16 protein-coding genes and 1 tRNA gene are annotated in these 17,323 nt (G+C 56.4%); 16 read left to right on the top strand and 1 reads right to left on the bottom strand.

The window, feature by feature from the left end:
- Positions 1 to 8 precede the first annotated feature (8 nt).
- Entirely contained in the window at positions 9 to 536 is a 528-nt protein-coding gene (gene fabA / locus A0251_RS16050) for a 3-hydroxyacyl-[acyl-carrier-protein] dehydratase FabA (protein ID WP_062817853.1), read from the bottom strand.
- Between the two features lie 390 nt (positions 537 to 926).
- Here fabA and A0251_RS16045 point away from each other — a divergent pair, with 390 nt between their 5' ends.
- From A0251_RS16045 to A0251_RS15975, 16 genes are all read left to right on the top strand, one after another.
- A complete protein-coding gene (locus A0251_RS16045; protein ID WP_062817852.1) occupies positions 927 to 2,897 on the top strand; it encodes a heme lyase CcmF/NrfE family subunit in 1,971 nt (656 codons plus the stop codon).
- Positions 2,887 to 3,429 (top strand): DsbE family thiol:disulfide interchange protein, encoded by a 543-nt coding sequence (locus A0251_RS16040; protein WP_062817851.1) that lies wholly within the window; start codon positions 2,887 to 2,889, stop codon positions 3,427 to 3,429. The genes A0251_RS16045 and A0251_RS16040 overlap by 11 nt, the downstream gene beginning before the upstream one ends.
- 5 nt (positions 3,430 to 3,434) lie before the next feature.
- Positions 3,435 to 3,875: a cytochrome c-type biogenesis protein gene (locus A0251_RS16035; protein ID WP_062817850.1), complete on the top strand. Its 441-nt coding sequence runs from the start codon at positions 3,435 to 3,437 to the stop codon at positions 3,873 to 3,875.
- The gene (locus tag A0251_RS16030) at positions 3,875 to 4,900 is read left to right on the top strand and encodes a tetratricopeptide repeat protein (protein WP_062817849.1); all 1,026 of its coding nucleotides are present in this window, start codon (positions 3,875 to 3,877) and stop codon (positions 4,898 to 4,900) included. Before A0251_RS16035 ends, A0251_RS16030 begins: the two co-directional genes overlap by 1 nt.
- A gap of 289 nt (positions 4,901 to 5,189) precedes the next feature.
- Positions 5,190 to 5,846, top strand: coding sequence for an adenylate kinase (gene adk / locus A0251_RS16025; RefSeq protein ID WP_062817848.1), 657 nt, complete (start codon positions 5,190 to 5,192; stop codon positions 5,844 to 5,846).
- A gap of 989 nt (positions 5,847 to 6,835) precedes the next feature.
- Positions 6,836 to 7,603 (top strand): hypothetical protein, encoded by a 768-nt coding sequence (locus A0251_RS16020; protein WP_062817847.1) that lies wholly within the window; start codon positions 6,836 to 6,838, stop codon positions 7,601 to 7,603.
- 445 nt (positions 7,604 to 8,048) lie between these two features.
- Positions 8,049 to 8,282 carry a bacterioferritin-associated ferredoxin gene (locus A0251_RS17290; protein ID WP_082810938.1) on the top strand — a complete coding sequence of 78 codons (234 nt, stop codon included), beginning with the start codon at positions 8,049 to 8,051 and terminating at the stop codon, positions 8,280 to 8,282.
- A gap of 136 nt (positions 8,283 to 8,418) precedes the next feature.
- Entirely contained in the window at positions 8,419 to 8,898 is a 480-nt protein-coding gene (gene bfr, locus A0251_RS16015; protein WP_062817846.1) for a bacterioferritin, read from the top strand.
- A 90-nt stretch (positions 8,899 to 8,988) separates the two neighbouring features.
- Positions 8,989 to 9,065 (top strand) — tRNA-Arg (locus A0251_RS16010).
- A 315-nt stretch (positions 9,066 to 9,380) separates the two neighbouring features.
- On the top strand, positions 9,381 to 9,623 hold the full coding sequence (locus A0251_RS16005) for an OadG family protein (protein WP_062817845.1): 243 nt from the start codon (positions 9,381 to 9,383) through the stop codon (positions 9,621 to 9,623).
- A 13-nt stretch (positions 9,624 to 9,636) separates the two neighbouring features.
- Positions 9,637 to 11,433, top strand: a complete 1,797-nt coding sequence (gene oadA / locus A0251_RS16000; protein WP_062817844.1) for a sodium-extruding oxaloacetate decarboxylase subunit alpha — start codon at positions 9,637 to 9,639, stop codon at positions 11,431 to 11,433.
- The gene (locus tag A0251_RS15995) at positions 11,426 to 12,724 is read left to right on the top strand and encodes a sodium ion-translocating decarboxylase subunit beta (RefSeq protein ID WP_062817843.1); all 1,299 of its coding nucleotides are present in this window, start codon (positions 11,426 to 11,428) and stop codon (positions 12,722 to 12,724) included. Before oadA ends, A0251_RS15995 begins: the two co-directional genes overlap by 8 nt.
- A 253-nt stretch (positions 12,725 to 12,977) precedes the next feature.
- Positions 12,978 to 13,976, top strand: a complete 999-nt coding sequence (locus A0251_RS15990) for a DUF5924 family protein (protein WP_062817842.1) — start codon at positions 12,978 to 12,980, stop codon at positions 13,974 to 13,976.
- A 496-nt stretch (positions 13,977 to 14,472) separates the two neighbouring features.
- A complete protein-coding gene (locus tag A0251_RS15985) occupies positions 14,473 to 14,721 on the top strand; it encodes a hypothetical protein (RefSeq protein ID WP_062817841.1) in 249 nt (82 codons plus the stop codon).
- A gap of 494 nt (positions 14,722 to 15,215) precedes the next feature.
- Positions 15,216 to 15,962, top strand: coding sequence for an FRG domain-containing protein (locus tag A0251_RS15980; RefSeq protein WP_062817840.1), 747 nt, complete (start codon positions 15,216 to 15,218; stop codon positions 15,960 to 15,962).
- Positions 15,959 to 17,035 carry a DUF262 domain-containing protein gene (locus A0251_RS15975; RefSeq protein WP_062817839.1) on the top strand — a complete coding sequence of 359 codons (1,077 nt, stop codon included), beginning with the start codon at positions 15,959 to 15,961 and terminating at the stop codon, positions 17,033 to 17,035. The genes A0251_RS15980 and A0251_RS15975 overlap by 4 nt, the downstream gene beginning before the upstream one ends.
- The last annotated feature ends 288 nt before the right edge of the window (positions 17,036 to 17,323 follow it).

Genomic DNA, 17,323 nt, shown 5'->3' with positions numbered 1-17,323 from the left:
ATTGACTCCTAAAATCCGTCGGTGGAAGTGAACAGGCCCACGCGCAGGTCTTCGGCAAGGTAGATCTCCTTGCCGTCCACGCTGACGGTGGCATCGGCGATGCCCAGAATCAGCTTGCGGGAAATCACCCGTTTCACGTCCAGCTTGTAAGTGACTTTCTTGGCGGTGGGCAGAATCTGCCCGGAAAATTTCACATTGCCCACGCCCAGGGCCCGGCCACGTCCCGGGTGGCCCAGCCAGCCAAGCAGAAAACCCAGTAACTGCCAGGTGGCATCCAGGCCCAGGCAACCGGGCATCACCGGGTCGCTCTCAAAGTGGCATTCGAAAAACCACAGGTCCGGGCGAATATCCAGCTCGGCAATAATTTCGCCTTTGCCGTACTTGCCGCCTTCATCACTGATGTGGGTGATACGATCCATCATCAGCATGTTGGGCAAGGGCAGACGGGCATTGCCGGGCCCGAAAAGCTCGCCGTGTGCGCAGGCAAGCAGATCCTCGCGATCGTAGGAGGATTTCTGTTCTGTTGTAGTGCTCAAAGTCTTACTCCGTGAAGGCCTGATGGCGCATTCCGAGTATATGGATGATTTATGACGTTTTATCTTCACCGATATGACACGGTGTCATGATCGAACGCATACTAGCAAAGCCAAGTGAAAGCATACGAATAGCAAGCGTCTCAAAATATGTCGAAAGGATGGCTTTACCGAAAATGACCGATGAACGTACAATAAAGACGCCTGTCTATGATACCCATGAGTCAATTGCGGCTCGGGAGCCTGTGAAAATCGCCTCGCGCTGTTCAACGGCTCCCCCCACGCCACGGACTTGCAATTGCCGGACCATGTACCGATGCTATGCGCGCCGGACCGCGCGTAATGGCGGTTTGACAGGCATCGGACAGTAAAAAAGCGGATTGAGGAGCTCTCGTGGCGGCAGAAATCGGGCATCTATCCCTGTGGTTGGCACTGGCTGCAGCCCTGTGTTTATCGGTATTCCCGTTGGTGGGAGTGCAGCGCAATATCCTCGCCCTGCAATGGTACGCCCGGCCTCTTGCCTGGGTGCAATGGCTGGCCCTGACCCTTTCCATGGTCTGCCTGGGCTACAGCTTCTACATTAACGACTTTTCCGTGGCCTACGTGGCCAATCACAGCAATTCCGCCTTGCCCGTGGCCTACCGGCTGTCCGCTATCTGGGGCGGGCATGAGGGCTCGCTGCTGCTGTGGGGCTGGATGCTGGGCGGCTGGGCGGCCATGGTGGGGGTGCTCAGTCGCAGCGTGCCGCTGGCCATGGTGGCCCGTGTCTTGTCTGTCATGGGCATGATCTCGGTGGGCTTCCTGTTGTTCATGCTGCTCACGTCCAATCCGTTTGATCGCGTGCTGCCCTGGTTCCCGCTGGACGGGGCAGACCTGAACCCACTGCTGCAGGATCCGGGGCTGATTATTCATCCGCCCATGCTTTATATGGGCTATGTGGGTTTTTCCGTGGCTTTCGCTTTCGCCGTGGCCGGCTTGCTGGCCGGGAATCTGGATCCGGCCTGGGCGCGCTGGGCCCGGCCGTGGACCACCGTGGCCTGGAGTTTTCTCACCGTCGGTATCGCGTTGGGTTCCTGGTGGGCCTATTACGAGCTGGGCTGGGGTGGCTGGTGGTTCTGGGACCCGGTGGAGAATGCCTCCCTGCTGCCCTGGCTGGCCGGGACCGCCCTGATCCACTCCCTGGCCGTGACGGAAAAACGTAACCTGTTCCGGGCCTGGACGGTGCTGTTGGCGATCATTGCCTTTTCCCTGAGCCTGCTGGGCACCTTCCTGGTGCGTTCCGGTGTGCTTACCTCCGTCCATGCCTTTGCTAACGACCCCGAGAGGGGCGCGTTCATCCTGGGATTCCTGATCGTGGTCGCCGGTGGTGCACTGACGCTGTTTGCGGTCCGCTCTTCCACCCTGACAAACAACAAGGGCTTCAAGCCGGTGTCCCGGGAAGCCTTTTTGCTGGGCAACAACCTGATCCTGCTGACCGCCACCTTTGTGGTGCTGGTGGGAACCATTGCGCCGTTGTTCTTTGAGGCCCTGGATCTGAAAATTTCCATTCGAAGCCCCTATTTCAATGGATTCTTTGTGCCGCTGACCATGGCGTTGATTGTGCTCATGGTCCCGGGTGTCTTCAGTAACTGGAAGCGTCAGGATGGCCGCGTGCTGGTCAAGCGGATGGCCATGCTGGCACCGGCAGCGGTGATTGCCGGCTGGTTCGGCTCCCGCTTGCCGGAGCCATCTCCCTGGCAAGGTGTCCTGGCGATCATGCTGGCGTTGTATCTGGTGTTTGCCCACGTGGATGATGTGGTGCGTCGTGCCAGGGCCTATGGTCAGGGATTCTTTACCGGCCTGCGCAAACTGGGACGGGCTTACTGGGGCATGGTGTCGGCGCACTGCGGACTGGCGGTGATGGTGGCTGGCATCACCCTGGTGAGTTTCCATGAAGTGGAGAGAGATATCCGCATGGGTCCCGGGGACCGGGCCAGTATCGGCGAATACGATTTTGTCTTTGATAGCCTGGACAACTACCAGGGGCCCAACTTTGATTCCACCCGTGGCCATTTCCAGGTTTCCTACCAGGGTGAGCCCGTGGTGATTCTGCATCCGGAAAAAAGAACCTATCACGCCAGTGGCCAGATCATGACCGAAGCTGCCATCGATGCGGGTTTCTGGCGTGACCTTTATGTGGCTATGGGCGAGCCCCTGGATGATGGCAATGCCTGGGCGGTGCGCATTTATTTCAAACCGGGTATCCGCTGGATATGGCTGGGTTCACTGATCATGGCGTTTGGTGGTGTGCTGGCGCTGTCGGATAAACGCTACCGGCGCTTGCGTTTTGCCAACGGGGAAAAGGAAGCGACCAATGAAAGCTAATTCTCCCTGGGTATTCCTGCCGCTGGTCGGCTTCGTGTTGCTGGCGGTGTTGTTGGCCAGCGGCCTGGGACGTGACCCGCAGGAATTGCCCTCGGCACTGGTGGGCAAACCGGTGCCGAGTTTCAGCCTGCCGTCGCTGATGACCGACGAGACCCTGACGCAGGACTCTCTCAAGGGGCGTTGGCAGTTGCTCAACGTGTGGGCCACCTGGTGCCCCACCTGCTATATAGAACATCCTTTCTTGCTGGAACTGGCCGCCCGGGGCGTTGCCATTGCCGGGTTGAACTACAAGGACGAGAGTGATCCGGCCCGTCAGTATTTGGCGGAGCACGGTAACCCCTTCACCCATGTGATCGTGGATGCGGATGGGCAGTTGGGTCTGGATCTGGGCGTTTACGGCGCACCGGAAACTTTCCTGATTAATCCGGACGGCGAGATTGTGCTGCGCCACGCCGGTGACCTGAATGCCCGTGTCTGGAAGGAAAAATTTGTGCCCTTGCTGGAACAGAACCAACCGGGGGGGGAAGCATGACACGGATGCTGCGAATTGTTTTTCTGCTTGGCATTTCCCTGTCGGCCATGGCCGCCACGGATATCTATCAATTCGAAACCCCGGAACAGGAACAGCGGTTTCGGGTTTTGCTGGATGAATTGCGTTGCCCCAAATGCCAGAACCAGAGCCTTGCTGATTCCGATGCCGGCATTGCCCAGGATATGCGCGCCCGGGTCGAGATCATGATCAAGGAAGGCAAAAGCAACGATGAGATCGTCGACTATTTTGTGGCCCGCTACGGCGATTTTGTCAGCTACCGCCCCCCGGTAACGCCGACCACCTCCATTCTCTGGCTGGCGCCATTGCTGCTACTGGGCAGTGGTGCAGTGATCATCGTGCTGTTGTTGCGCCGGGCCAGTGCCCGGGTGGATGACAGTGACGAGGGCGGTGAGGAAAGCGATATGAATCAGCGGGGAGACCGTTAATGGTGTGGATAGTGATTTCGGTGGTCCTGCTGGTCGCCCTCGGCGCCCTGATATGGCTGCTGTGGCAACGCGAAGCCCGCAAGGCGGGCAAGGTAATGCGTGGAGCCATTGGTATCCCGCTGGTCGTGGTGCTGTTGGCGGCTCTCGGGTACGGCCTGATCGGTTATAACGAACACACCAATGACTGGCTTGCCGACCAACAGGAATACCGCGACGTGGCCCGCGCCATTATCGCCGGTGAGTCTCCGGAGCGTGCCGCCTCGGAGGTGCCAGTGGGCGCCCTGGTGCGAGTCCTGCAGTCAGAGTTGGTAAAAGAGCCGTCCGCCATGGGCTGGTATGCGCTGGGCTCGCTCTACGATCAACTCGGCGCCCCGGAGCAGAGTGAGGAAGCGGCCCGCAAGGCGTTGGCCATGAGTCCGCAGGAGCCCGCCATGCACTTGCTGCTGGCCAGGGCGCTGATTCAGAAAGCCGGTGGCAAACTGACGGACCCGGCCCTGGCAGAGCTGCGTTGGGTGCTGGACCGGGAACCTGCCCATGACGGTGCCTGGATGATGCTGGCCATGTCTGCGGATCGGGCCGGGCGCTATGACCTGGCCGAGCAGGGCTGGCAAGCGCTTTTGTCCCGCCACAGTGAGGGTGAAACCGGTGATCTGTTGCGACGCGGTCTGGAAAATGCCCGCCAGCAAAAGGCACGTCAGGAAAAGTTTGCCGGGATTCAGGCGGTGGTCGAGGCGGACGATCTGCCCGCAGGCGGCACCGTCTTTGTCTATCTTCGTGAGGCCGGCAGCAGTGGCCAGCCGCTGGCGGCCCGCCGCCAGGTGGTTCCCCATTTCCCGGCCACCGTGTCGCTGTCGGCTCGGGACTGGCTGCAACGCTATCCGGATGACTCGGCGGCGCTGGTCATAGGCGCCCGTTACACCCCGGCGCCAGGCGGCGGCGTGGATCAGGCTGCCATCATGGCTCCGGTCAAACCCCTTGAACTACCCCAGAAGAGTCCAGCCACGCTGGTTCTCGAACGCCCCTGAGCCCGTCCTTTCACAGGGGTGCTACCAAGGTAGCACCCTCCAATCACTTGTGAAGAACGGGGCCTCAGGGTAAAGTTGCACCCCTTCGGAGGCCCCTGAATGGGCCAAACGGAAGGTTCTGCAACAAATTCGTGTCGTCAAAGTGCCCGCCTGGCGTTAAAAAGCCCGAACCCGTTATCCGGTTCTGTGCCTTATCGCCTTGATTGGAGCGCTTGCCTGGCTCCCTTGTGACAGAACGTTTCTTTTGGCGCATTGGAGCCTTTTCGACCACAGAACGATGGAGAATCCTATGCGTGTCATCCTGCTTGGTGCCCCCGGTGCGGGCAAGGGCACCCAGGCGCAGTTCATCAAGGAACAGTTCAATATTCCTCAGATTTCCACTGGTGACATGCTGCGCGCTGCTGTTAAAGCAGGCACTCCCCTGGGTTTGGAAGCCAAGAAAGTGATGGATGCCGGTGGTCTGGTGTCCGATGACATCATTCTGGGCCTGGTCAAAGAGCGCATCAGCGAAGACGACTGTGCCAACGGTTTTCTGTTCGATGGTTTCCCGCGCACCATTCCCCAGGCGCAAGCGCTGGTAGAGCAGGGCGTGGATATCGACTTCGTGGTCGAAATCGATGTGGACGATGAGGAAATCATTGAACGCCTGAGCGGTCGTCGCGTTCATCCTTCCTCCGGACGGGTTTACCACATCAAATACAACCCGCCGAAGGAAGACGACAAGGACGATGAAACCGGTGAAGAACTGGTTCAGCGTGATGACGACAAGGAAGAAACCGTCCGCAAGCGTCTGGAAGTGTATCAGTCTCAAACCCGTCCGCTGGTGGACTTCTACCAGGATCTGGCCAAGAAAGACGATGCCAAAGCGCCCCGCTACGTGCGTGTGGCCGGTGTTGGCTCCGTGGATGATATCCGCAGCCGAGTGCTGGACGCTCTGCAAGACTGATCCCTGCTTGAAGGTGTCAGACTGAAAAAGGGAAGCCTGCGGGCTTCCCTTTTTTGTTGGCGGAGGCTCCACGGGCTCTCGCCGGTACGGCGGGAGACTCCTCCCGGAAACCTCTGCCATGTCCGCGAATGCGTCCGGAAAAGATGCCACGCCGGTCGGCAGGTTTCTTACCGAGTGGCCACAACAGAAAAAATTGCATACTCATGGCGCGATTGCGCGAGTCAGAAAAGCCAGCGCTTGAGCGCAGTGGCTTCACGATGGCTCAGCCATGAAGGTTATTCCTCTCCCTCTCTCATCTCCTTTTGTCATGCCCTCGACGGTTTGCGCTGCACTGCGAATACGCCCTGTGCCTGGAGCGCCTGCCTAAACGACATCTTGCTGGGGTCGCCATAATCTTGAGCCGGGATGTTTCCTGGCCCCTGTGTAAAAAGGCAAGCCTGATAGCGTTCCGTGCACTGTCATTGTCCACGGGGTGCTGCCCATGATCGTGCATTCTCTTTTCGGCGAATTTTCAGCAGCAATCGAAAATGTAACCTTTCTACACAAGGGCTCAGCCAGTCGGCTGCTCCCGGGCCTGCGAGTCACACCGTGACGGGATAGCAGGGCAGGGGCGTTTTTTTCTTTTCCCTGTTTCGCAATATCACCGTCGCCGTACATCTTTGTGCCAACACCCTGTGCCGATCGATGTTGTTGCCATGGTGCATTGAATGATCTCCATCGCGATTTTATTTAATAAAACGGCCCAAAAGCGCAGAAAAATATTCCTGACGGCTTTTCAGATGTGCCAGTCAGGCTGACTGAGGAGGGCCGAAAAATGTTTTTTAAGAAACAGAAAAGGAATCAAAAAAGCGATGTCAGCAAATACGAAAAGCGCTAAATGAAAAAAACAAAAACGAATTGGTCAAATAATGTACCAACTGATTTTTTTTTATGCTATTTTTCGAATTGTCGCAGTACTGATGACAACGCCATAGCTTAGGAGATCAATCATGGCTCGAGCAAAGAAAGCCGCCGCTAAAAAAACTGCGGCGCGTAAGCCCGCAGCAAAGAAGGCAACCGCTGCCAAGGCACCGGCTCTGCCGAAGTCCGTCACTAATGCCGAATCCAAGGTGAAGCTGCAGCAGAAAGCCGTGGACCAGGCGCAGAAAAAAGCTGAACAGACACAGACCAAACTGGACAAGCACCGCGCCAAGATCGATACCGAAAATGGCAAGCTGTCGAAAATGCGCGCTGACCTTGCTGCCAAGCGCGATAAGGCGAAGGCGTCTTCCACCGCTGCCGCCAAGCGCGCAGTGGATACAGCACGTGGTCGCATGAATACCGCTCGTTTGAAACTGCAGGATCTGCGTGGTGAAGCCAAGCTGATTCGTGCTGAAATCCAGGCGTCCAAGAAAGTGGTCACCCGTGAGGTGAAAAAGCTCCGTACCGCTGAGCGCAATCTGAAGACCAAGTTGCGCGAACACGAGCGCAAACTGGCGAAGAAAGCCAAAGCCGAGCAGAAAAAAGCCGAGCAGAAAGCGAAGGCCGCTGCCAAGAAAGCAGCAGCCAAAGCCAAGCGCGCGGTAAAGAAAAAAACCACCACGCGTAAAAAGGCGGCTACCCGCAAGGCTCCTGCCAAGAAAGCTGCCACCCGTAAGGCGCCTGCCAAGAAAACCGCAGCCAAGCGCAAGCCTGCTGCCAAAAAAGCGGCCGCTCGCAAGACGCCGGCCCGCAAGAAAGCGGCCAGCAAGCGTCCAGCGGCCAAGAAATCGTCCTGATCCCCTGATCCGGACTTTCTGAAAAAAGCCCCGCCATCGCGGGGCTTTTTTTTGTCGAAATACCAGGGTCTTTCCAATCCGTAGGGTGCACTGAGCCTAGGGCGAACTGCACCGACCCGGCGCTTGATGGTGCAGTTCGCCTGAGGCTCAGTGCACCCTACCGCAATCGGTGGCGGTCAGGGGGCTCCCCCTGGCTCGTTGTCCTGAGTCACCGCCAGCCTTCCTTATGCCTGTCCCGGGCAGCCCCAATCAGGTCTCCCCGGGCCACTCCCGTTGATCTCTACGGCGTATCCCCTAAGAGGGGAGAGGCTAAGCAAAAAATGCCCAATGACCGGCCTGACCACGACGAAGTGCTGGCAGGCCAATGATTCCATATCTGAAAGCAGTTGATAATGATTCGCGTTAGGGTTAGCATGCCCACTAGAGATTGAGGGATGGCATTCTTATGTACGTATGCATTTGTAAGGGCATTACTGACAACCATATACGGGAAGCGGTCGGCAATGGCTGCGACAGCCTGCGTGATCTTCGTCGGGAACTTGGGGTTGGAAGTCAGTGTGGTAAATGTGCCCGTCATGCCCGCCAAGTGATGCGTGAAGCCCGTAGCGCCAACGAGGCACCCTCTTTCTCGCACTCTTCCTCTGACGGTGTGGTGGTCTACTGGCCCCAAACCGCATAACTAATCGTTCTCATTTACATAAGCGCTTGTATTGCAAGCGCTTTTTTGCATTCCTGCCTTGTCTCTGTCATCTGCTTGCTGAACAATGGGGGTTAACCCAAGTTTAGACACAAGTTCATCGGACGGAGACAACCCCATGAAAGGCGACGCCAAGGCGATTGAGTACCTGAACCGGGCACTCGGCAACGAGCTCGTGGCCATCAACCAGTACTTCCTGCATGCCAAAATGTACAAGGACTGGGGCCTCCAGGCGCTGTATGAAAAGGAATACCACGAGTCCATCGATGAAATGAAACACGCGGACTGGCTGGTAGAGCGTATTCTCTTTCTGGAAGGCATCCCCAACCTGCAGGATCTGGGCAAGCTGATGATTGGTGAAAACACCAAAGAGATGCTCGAGTGCGACCTCAAGCTGGAAAAGATGGCGGTACCGGACCTCCGCGAAGGCATCGCCTACTGCGAATCCATTCAGGATTACATCAGCCGTAACCTGCTCAAGGACATCCTGGAATCCGAGGAAGAGCACATCGATTGGCTGGAAACCCAGCTCAGCCTGATCAACCTGGTGGGCATCGAAAATTACCTGCAAAAACAAATGGAAACCGCAGAAGACTGATTGCTGAAGTTTTAAGCGACTGGCGCTTGACTCCCAGCAGGGCTTTCGGAATAATGCGCAGCCTCTCGGGGCGATACAGCAACGAGACATGCACCGGTAGCTCAGTTGGATAGAGCAACTGGCTACGAACCAGTAGGTCGGGGGTTCGAATCCTCCCCGGTGCGCCATATCCCTAAAAGGGCCCGCTAATCAGCGGGCCCTTTTTCGTTTCAGCCAGAAAAAAATAATCACGCCTCAAGGTATGAAGCCGGCGGCCTGGCCCGCTGACCCGCATGAATTGATCAAATTGATCACCCTTGTTGTACTCAAGCCTCATTGCAGATTGTCGACAATCCCTCTACATTCCCAGAAATCGACGAGAGATAATCGGAAATATCCCGAATACCACCCGGGAGCCTTCCGGGCGCCTGCTGACACGGCGGGCTGGCCCGCTCTCGCCCGCGGTAATGCAAACTGCCACCGGAACCGTAAAGGAGTGTTCCATGAACACACTGATGGCCCAGGGCCTGGAGCTCATGCTGGTCGGCATGGGCGTAGTCTTTACCTTTCTGATTATTCTCGTGGCCGTGACATCCCTGATGTCCGCACTGGTAAAACGTTTCGGACAAGCGCCCGCAGACGTCCCTGCGCCGGCTACCTCTGCACCTGCAGCAGCGCAACCGTCTCCCGCGGTGATCAAAGCCATTGAGTTGGCGGTGCGTCAGCACCGGCAGTCCCAGTCATAACCGGAATTTCTCCATGAGTGATCACAAGCCTCTGGGCATCACCGATGTGGTGCTCCGCGACGCCCATCAGTCCCTGTTTGCCACACGCATGCGTCTGGACGACATGCTGCCGATTGCCGCTGAACTGGACGAAATCGGTTTCTGGTCCCTGGAATCCTGGGGCGGCGCGACTTTTGATGCCTGCATCCGTTATCTGGGCGAGGACCCCTGGGAGCGTATCCGCGAACTGAAAAAGGCCATGCCCAACACGCCGCAACAGATGTTGCTGCGCGGACAGAACCTGCTGGGCTACCGCCACTACGCCGACGATGTGGTCGACGCCTTTGTGGAACGCGCCGCCGAAAACGGCGTGGACGTGTTCCGGGTGTTCGATGCCATGAACGACATGCGCAACATCGAACGCGCCATCGCCGCCGTGATCAAGCAGGGCAAACATGCCCAGGGCACCATCGCCTACACCGTCAGCCCGGTGCATACCCTGGATATGTGGGTAGAGCAGGGCAAGGTGATTGAGCAGATGGGCGCCCACTCCGTGGCGATCAAGGACATGGCCGGCCTGCTGCGCCCCAATGTGGCCTTTGAGCTGGTCAGCCGCCTCAAGCAGACGCTCTCCATTCCGGTTCACATGCAGTGCCACGCCACCACCGGGCTGTCCACTGCCACCGCACTGAAAGCGGCCGAGGCCGGCATTGATAATGTGGACACCGCCATCTCGTCCATGTCCATGACCTACGGCCACAGCCCCACCGAGTCCGTGGTGGCCATGCTGGAAGGCACCGACCGTGACACCGGCCTGGATTTGAAAAAACTCAATCGTATCGCTGGCTACTTCCGCGAAGTGCGCAAGAAGTATGCGAAATTCGAGGGCAGCCTGCGCGGCGTGGATGCGCGCATTCTGGTGGCCCAGGTGCCCGGCGGCATGCTTACCAACATGGAAAGCCAGCTGAAAGAGCAGGGCGCCACCGACCGCTTCGACGAAGTGCTGCAGGAAATTCCTGCGGTACGCGAAGACCTGGGCTTTATTCCCCTGGTCACGCCCACCTCCCAGATCGTTGGCACCCAGGCGGTGCTCAATGTGCTCTCCGGCGAACGCTACAAGGCACTGAGCAAGGAAACCCGTGGCGTATTGCGTGGCGAATACGGCGCCGCCCCGGCGGCCTTCAATACCGAGTTGCAGGCCCGCGCCCTGGACGGCGACGAGCCCATCACCTGTCGCCCGGCGGATCTGATCGACGACGAGATGGACAGCCTGATCCGTGAAGTGGAAAACCTGGCCGGCGAAAAAAACCTGACGCTGGCGGATGGCGAGCGCCGCATCGATGACGTGCTGACTTACGCGCTTTTCCCGCAGATCGGCTTGCGTTTCCTGGAGCATCGTGGCGACGCCTCGGCATTCGAGCCGGTGCCGGATGGCCAGACGGCTCCCGTGGCGGGTAACAGCGAGGGTATTTACACCGTGGAGGTGGATGGCCGGGAGTACACCGTCAAAGTCAGTGACGGCGGTGACGTGACCGGTATCAAGGCACTCGGCGAAAGCGCAGGGGCAACCCAGCCCAACCCGCCAGTGGTCCACAACCCGTCCCAGAGCACGCCGATCCCGGCGCCCCTGGCTGGCAACATCTTCAAGGTGCTGGTGAAACCCGGTGACCGGGTCACCGAAGGGCAGAAGATCATGGTGCTGGAAGCCATGAAAATGGAAACTGACGTATCCAGCCCGGAAGCGGGCATTGTCACCGAGCTGGCAGTGAAAGAGGGCGACGCCGTCACCGTCGGCCAGACCCTGCTCAGCGTGGAGCCGGCCCATGGATAAGCTGGAAACGCTCTGGCACAGCACCGGCCTGTTTCACCTGTCCGGTGGCCAGTTGATCATGCTGCTGGTCTGTCTCGGGTTGCTGTGGCTGGCCATCAACAAGAAATTCGAGCCGCTATTGTTATTGCCCATCGGTTTCGGTGGCCTGCTGGCCAACATCCCCGTGGCCGGGCTGGCGGAATCCGCCATCAGCCAGGCCATGCACTTCGGCAATCAGGATCTGCTCGCCAGCATGGCCCAGGTGCTGGGCATGGATGCGGATGCCGGGCGAGAAGCGCTCTATAAAGCCGCTCAAGCTGCCGGGCCTGCTGCCCAGGACCAGCTCCATCATCTGGCGAAGAGCGCCAACTACGGCGATGGCATTCTCTACCTGATCTATACCGTGGGCCTGATGACCGGCATCTTCCCGCTGCTGATCTTCATGGGCGTGGGCGCCATGACCGACTTCGGCCCGCTGCTGGCCAACCCGCGTACTCTGTTGCTGGGGGCCGCGGCCCAGTTCGGTATCTTTGCGGCCCTGTTGGGGGCGCTGGCGCTGAACTTTCTGGGTATGGAATTCTCCCTGGCGGATGCGGCGGCCATCGGCATCATCGGCGGCGCGGACGGCCCCACCTCCATTTACGTGACCACCAAGCTGGCCCCGGAACTGCTCGGCGCCATTGCTGTGGCCGCCTACTCCTACATGGCCCTGGTGCCGATTATCCAGCCCCCCATCATTCGCGCCCTGACCACCGCCAAGGAACGCACCATCAAGATGGAACAGCTGCGCCCGGTGAGCCAGACGGAAAAGATTCTCTTCCCGATTCTGCTGCTGGTGCTGGTAGCCCTGGTATTGCCCGATGCGGCGCCGCTGCTGGGCATGTTCTGCCTGGGTAACCTGATGAAGGAATCCGGTGTGGTCAGCCGTCTGGTGGACACCACCAGCAATGCGCTGATCAATATCGTCACCATCATGCTGGGCCTGGCGGTGGGCGCAAAACTCAGCGCCGAACAATTCCTGGTAATGGAAACCCTGGGCATCCTGGTGCTGGGCCTGGTGGCCTTTATGATCGGCACCGCCACCGGCGTGCTCATGGCCAAGCTGCTCAACCGCCTCAGCCACCACCCGGTGAACCCCATCATCGGCGCCGCCGGCGTGTCCGCCGTGCCCATGGCCGCCCGGGTGGCCAACAAGGTGGGCCTGGAAGCCAACCCCCACAACTTCCTGCTGATGCACGCCATGGGCCCCAACGTGGCCGGCGTCATCGGCTCCGCCGTCGCCGCCGGCGTCCTCCTCAACTTCGCCGGCTAACCCGCGCGGCCCCAGGCCGCGCCGCTCAAACCTTTCTGCAAAGCCGCTGTAGGAGCCCATGCTCGCATGGCGAACCGCGCGCAGCGCGGAAGTCGCCCGCAGGGCGATCAGGCCTATCCGCCCACGAAACTCTCAAACGATACCAATAGCCGGCACCGCCTCCCCCAAAGCAAATCCCTCCAGTTCTTACACCCACCGGGAACCCCAACGCCTATAGTACGTCGAACAGCCAAACCCCAACGGAGCGACCCCCTTGCCACCCGCCCTGCAAACCCTGACCGACAAGCTCTACCAGATCCGCCACCTGTGGGCGGTGATCAGCTTTGCACTGGGTCTGTCCAGTTACTTCCTGGTGGAACGCCAGCCCTGGCTGGCCGCGGTGCTCACCGGTTTTCTGGTACTGAGCTGGCTGCTCCTGCTCACCGAAGGGCTCTGGCAACGGCGTCTCGCCGGTACCGCCATGGAAGGCATGTCCCAGGGCATGCTCAAACTGCTGCTGCAAGCGGTCCACCAGGAAGCCTTCTTCTTCAGCCTGCCGTTCGTGCTGCTGCAATGGTCCGGCGGGGCGGAATACATCTTCTTCACCACCCTGGTGATCAGTGCCGCGCTGGTCAGCATCATCGACCCGCTGTACTTCTGGCTGGCACGGCACCGGGCTCTGTACTTCGGCTTCCACGCCTGGGCCCTGTTTGTGGCCCTGCTGGTACTGCTGCCGCTGATCTTCCACTGGAGCACGGATTCCTCCCTCACCTGGGCCGGCTGGCTCACCGCCCTGTTTGCGCTGCCCAGCTTCTGGCGCTTCGGTGGGCCGCGAAAATGGTTTCGCTGGGCGGGTTTGCTGGCCGTGTCCTGTGTGATCGCCCTGGCGCCACGCTGGCTGGCCCCCCTGGTGCCACCGCTGACCCTGTCCCTGGAAGAGCGGGCGATGGCCCTGTCCTTCAACCGAGAGCAACGCCAGCCCCTGGTCACCGGGCAAAGCTTCACCAGCGACGAAGTCACCGCCGGCCTCTATGCCTACACCGCCATCAAGGCGCCGTTGGGCCTGGGACAGGACATTTACCATTACTGGTTCCAGAACGGCGAACAGATCGACCGGATTCCTCTCAAGCTCTACGGCGGCCGTGAATCCGGCTTTCGCACCTGGTCCCACAAGCGCCATATCCCGGTTCCCTCAGAAGGCCGGTGGCGAGTGGAAGTGCGCACCGCAGACAACCAGATCATCGGCGTCATGCGCTTCACCATCACCCCCTGAGTCCAGCGGCTCCCCAACCGCTCCTTGCCCCAAAAGCCCTTCAACACCCCAACCCCCAATCCTCGTTGGAGCCTTGCTCGCAAGGCGAAGGGGCGGACGTCACTGCCGTGCTTTCGCGAGCCTCTGCGTCTTCGCAAGCCAGGCCCAGTGGTTTATCCAGACCCTCTTGGGCCGTGCCCCCCTCCAAGCAGTGATCCCCAATATGCCGTGCTCAACAGAACGAGCCCTATCTTTGTAGGATATGGCTTACAGAAAATGCTAAACGGTTGATATAGAGTGGTTTTCGGAACGGGGGATATCGGGGTAAGTCAGGAAATAGGCCGCTTCTTCGAGTTTTGTCAGACGAGAAGGGTTCTTGTTTTTGCTGTAAGTGCCTGACGGGCTTTCGGGTTTCTGTATTTCTCCCGAAAGTCATCAAAGAATTATGTCGAAAAAGGATAGGTCGAATCGTTCGACTGAATACGCTGTTATGTGTGCTCAGGCTAGGTGTGGACTGATGAAGTGGTTTTCTTTTGGGTTGGGAGTTCTATGCTTTATTTACGCAGGTCTCTATTTTCTAGGTCTTCTTCCCGTTGGTTTTTGGCAATCAACAATCGATCTGGTTATGGGGCGTGAGTCTGGTGCGTATTATAAAATTGTTCCAACAGAGTCGTTTGAGTATCAGGGGGTAGTGGCTCTTTCCCTCGGGGTGGTTTTTATCGCTTTGTCACGGTGGCAGTTTCAAAGGTCTAAAGCTGGTGAGTGATCTCTGCGAGAGGGCTTCACATAACAAGCGGCGCCAGTCAGACCAAATTTGCGCTCCTGCGTCGCTCCAATTTGCCTGCTGCGCCGGGCGTTATGTGAAATCGGAGCTATGAAGAAAACTTGCGCATGGCACCCGGAAAGGGGAAAAAAGAACAGAGATTATGGGGGGTAGGTCTTGCCCCGTGCGTTAAGGGGGGCACGAAGCAAGACCTGACCCTGGTTCCTAGGAGTTTGAAGCGTTTGGCTATTTTATCGAACCGAAAGATAAGACGAGTATTTCAAGAGAAATCGCGTACATGAAAACGTCCTTCGTTTTTAGATTGGAACAAAAGTAGCTCTATGTTGGTTGTATTGTGGGTTATCCCCTAGAAGGTATTGATGTGCGCTAATTTATGGCAATTTGCATCAGTTCGCGTCTAGTGGCCGGCGGACGTCCCGGACGGATCGCCGTTGTACTCCACGTTAAATTTCCGAGCAAGACAGAGGAGTTGTCTTTTGATTGAGAAAGAGATTCGATCGGTTCAAGACCTTTTGGTAGAGCTTGAAGCCGATAATGAAGGTTACGACGGGTCAATTTGGTATAGAGGTCAATCCCGTAAGGAGTGGCCGTTGCTTCCTGGTTATCTTCGGCTCAATCAGCCACCCTCTGAAGCAACTTTGATCAAGCGCTTTAAACAAAGTGCTGCAATGTTAGTACAGAATACACCTAATCAGTCTTTTGATTGGCTATTTTTGATGCAACATTATGGTGTGCCCACTAGGTTGCTCGATTGGAGTGAGAGTCCCCTGGTAGCCTTATATTTCGCTGTTGATGGTGATTCAGATGGGCATGACGAAGATGCTGCATTGTGGTCACTGAGGCCCTCGGAACTTAATAAAAATGCAGGCATCAATAATGTTGATGAAGAATTTTTTATTCCCTCATTTGAAGATATTGAGCTGACTAACTACTCTGTTGAAAATCTTGCACAAAACCAGAGAACACAACTCCGCCCTTTGGCCACAATTGCTACTAGGAATAATGCAAGAATCCAGGCCCAGCATGGAGTCTTTACTATACATCATCATGAGAGAGTTCCAATTGAAGAGATTGGCGATGCAAGCCATGTAGTTAAATATATAATTCCTGGCGATAGTAGAAACAGTATTGTTAAGCAGTTATCACTTCTTGGATATACAAAATTTCAACTTTTTCCAGAGCTTGCAAGTATTGGGCATATCATAAAAGGAAATTTGCTGTGAGCTATATTGAGACGTCACCAATTAAGAACAGCACTATCATGCTCCTGTATTCAGAGCGCGATGAGATAAAGTTAGATCCTCCGTATCAAAGAATGGGAGGCGTATGGACAAAGGAAAAAAAGCAGCTTCTAATTGATTCTATATTAAATGATTATGATCTCCCGAAAATATACTTTCATTTGTATTCTCGAGAGCAATCCGCTAACACCGGTATTAATTATGCGGTGATTGATGGTCGTCAAAGGCTCGAGACTATATGGGGCTTTATTGATGGCGACTTCAACTTGTCTGATGATTTTGAATATCAGAGAGATCCAAACATTAAGCTTTCTGGTTTGGCGTATGACGATATTGCAAAGGAATATCCTCGGATAAAAATAAAATTCGACTCATTTGTTTTGCCTGTTATAGCTGTTGATACCGACGATGAAGACCTTATTGAGGATATGTTTTATCGTTTAAATGAAGCTGTGCCGTTGAATGCTGCTGAGAAAAGGAATGCCATTGGCGGAGAAATGGTGCATGCCATCAGAGCCTTGTCTGAGCATAGATTGTTTTTGGAAAAGGTAAAGTTTGGGAATAAGAGGTACCAGCATAGAGAGGTTGCAGCTCGTTTTCTTTTGGTTGAAGAAAATTTAAGGTTCGGTAACACCTTAATGGATACAAAAAAGGTCTACCTTGATGCAATGGCAAGAAATTATTACTCGGGGCACTCGGATAAAGTGGGTGAGGTTTCTGAGGCTGCGAATATTGTTGTAGACAAGATGTATGAAGTTTTCAGCATTAGTGATGATCTGTTAAGAGCTCAAGGCAATATGACTGTTTACTACCTTTTATTCAGATATGCGGTTGAGCGCGGCCTAGAAGACTCGATTACGAGGCGTAAGCTAATCGACTTTAATGAAAGGCTTAGGGAGAATCGGTTAATGGCTGCTGAAGATTATGAACAGTCCTCTTTTGATCTTTTGGAATATGACCGATTGACTCAACAAGGAACAAATGATGCTTCAAATATTAAAGAGCGCCTTTCTATTCTTAGCGAATTTGTCGGTATTGGAGAAATTAAAATATAACTGGGGGGGGTAGGGCCGTTTTTTTGGTTCGGCGAACCAAAAAACGGCCACAGAGCCCAGCTCTACTGGATCCGGGGTCAGGTCTTGCACCGTGCGTTTGATCGCAACATTCAAGACCTGACCCCAATGTTGTACTGACGCTCTAAACCGGCCCGTTACAATGGTGGTAAGGCAAAGCATAATACGTACTCCAAATGCGACTGATAAAACCTGCTCTCATCTACTTCATCCTGATCTTTGCTACAGGCTTCGCCCTGGCCTTGATCCGGATTCCCTTTCTGGTGCCGC

The organism is Alcanivorax sp. NBRC 102024 (assembly GCF_001602235.1).
Taxonomy (GTDB): domain Bacteria; phylum Pseudomonadota; class Gammaproteobacteria; order Pseudomonadales; family Alcanivoracaceae; genus Alcanivorax.
Note: the sequence above shows the minus strand (reverse complement) of the source record. Positions and strands in the feature narration are given on the sequence as shown.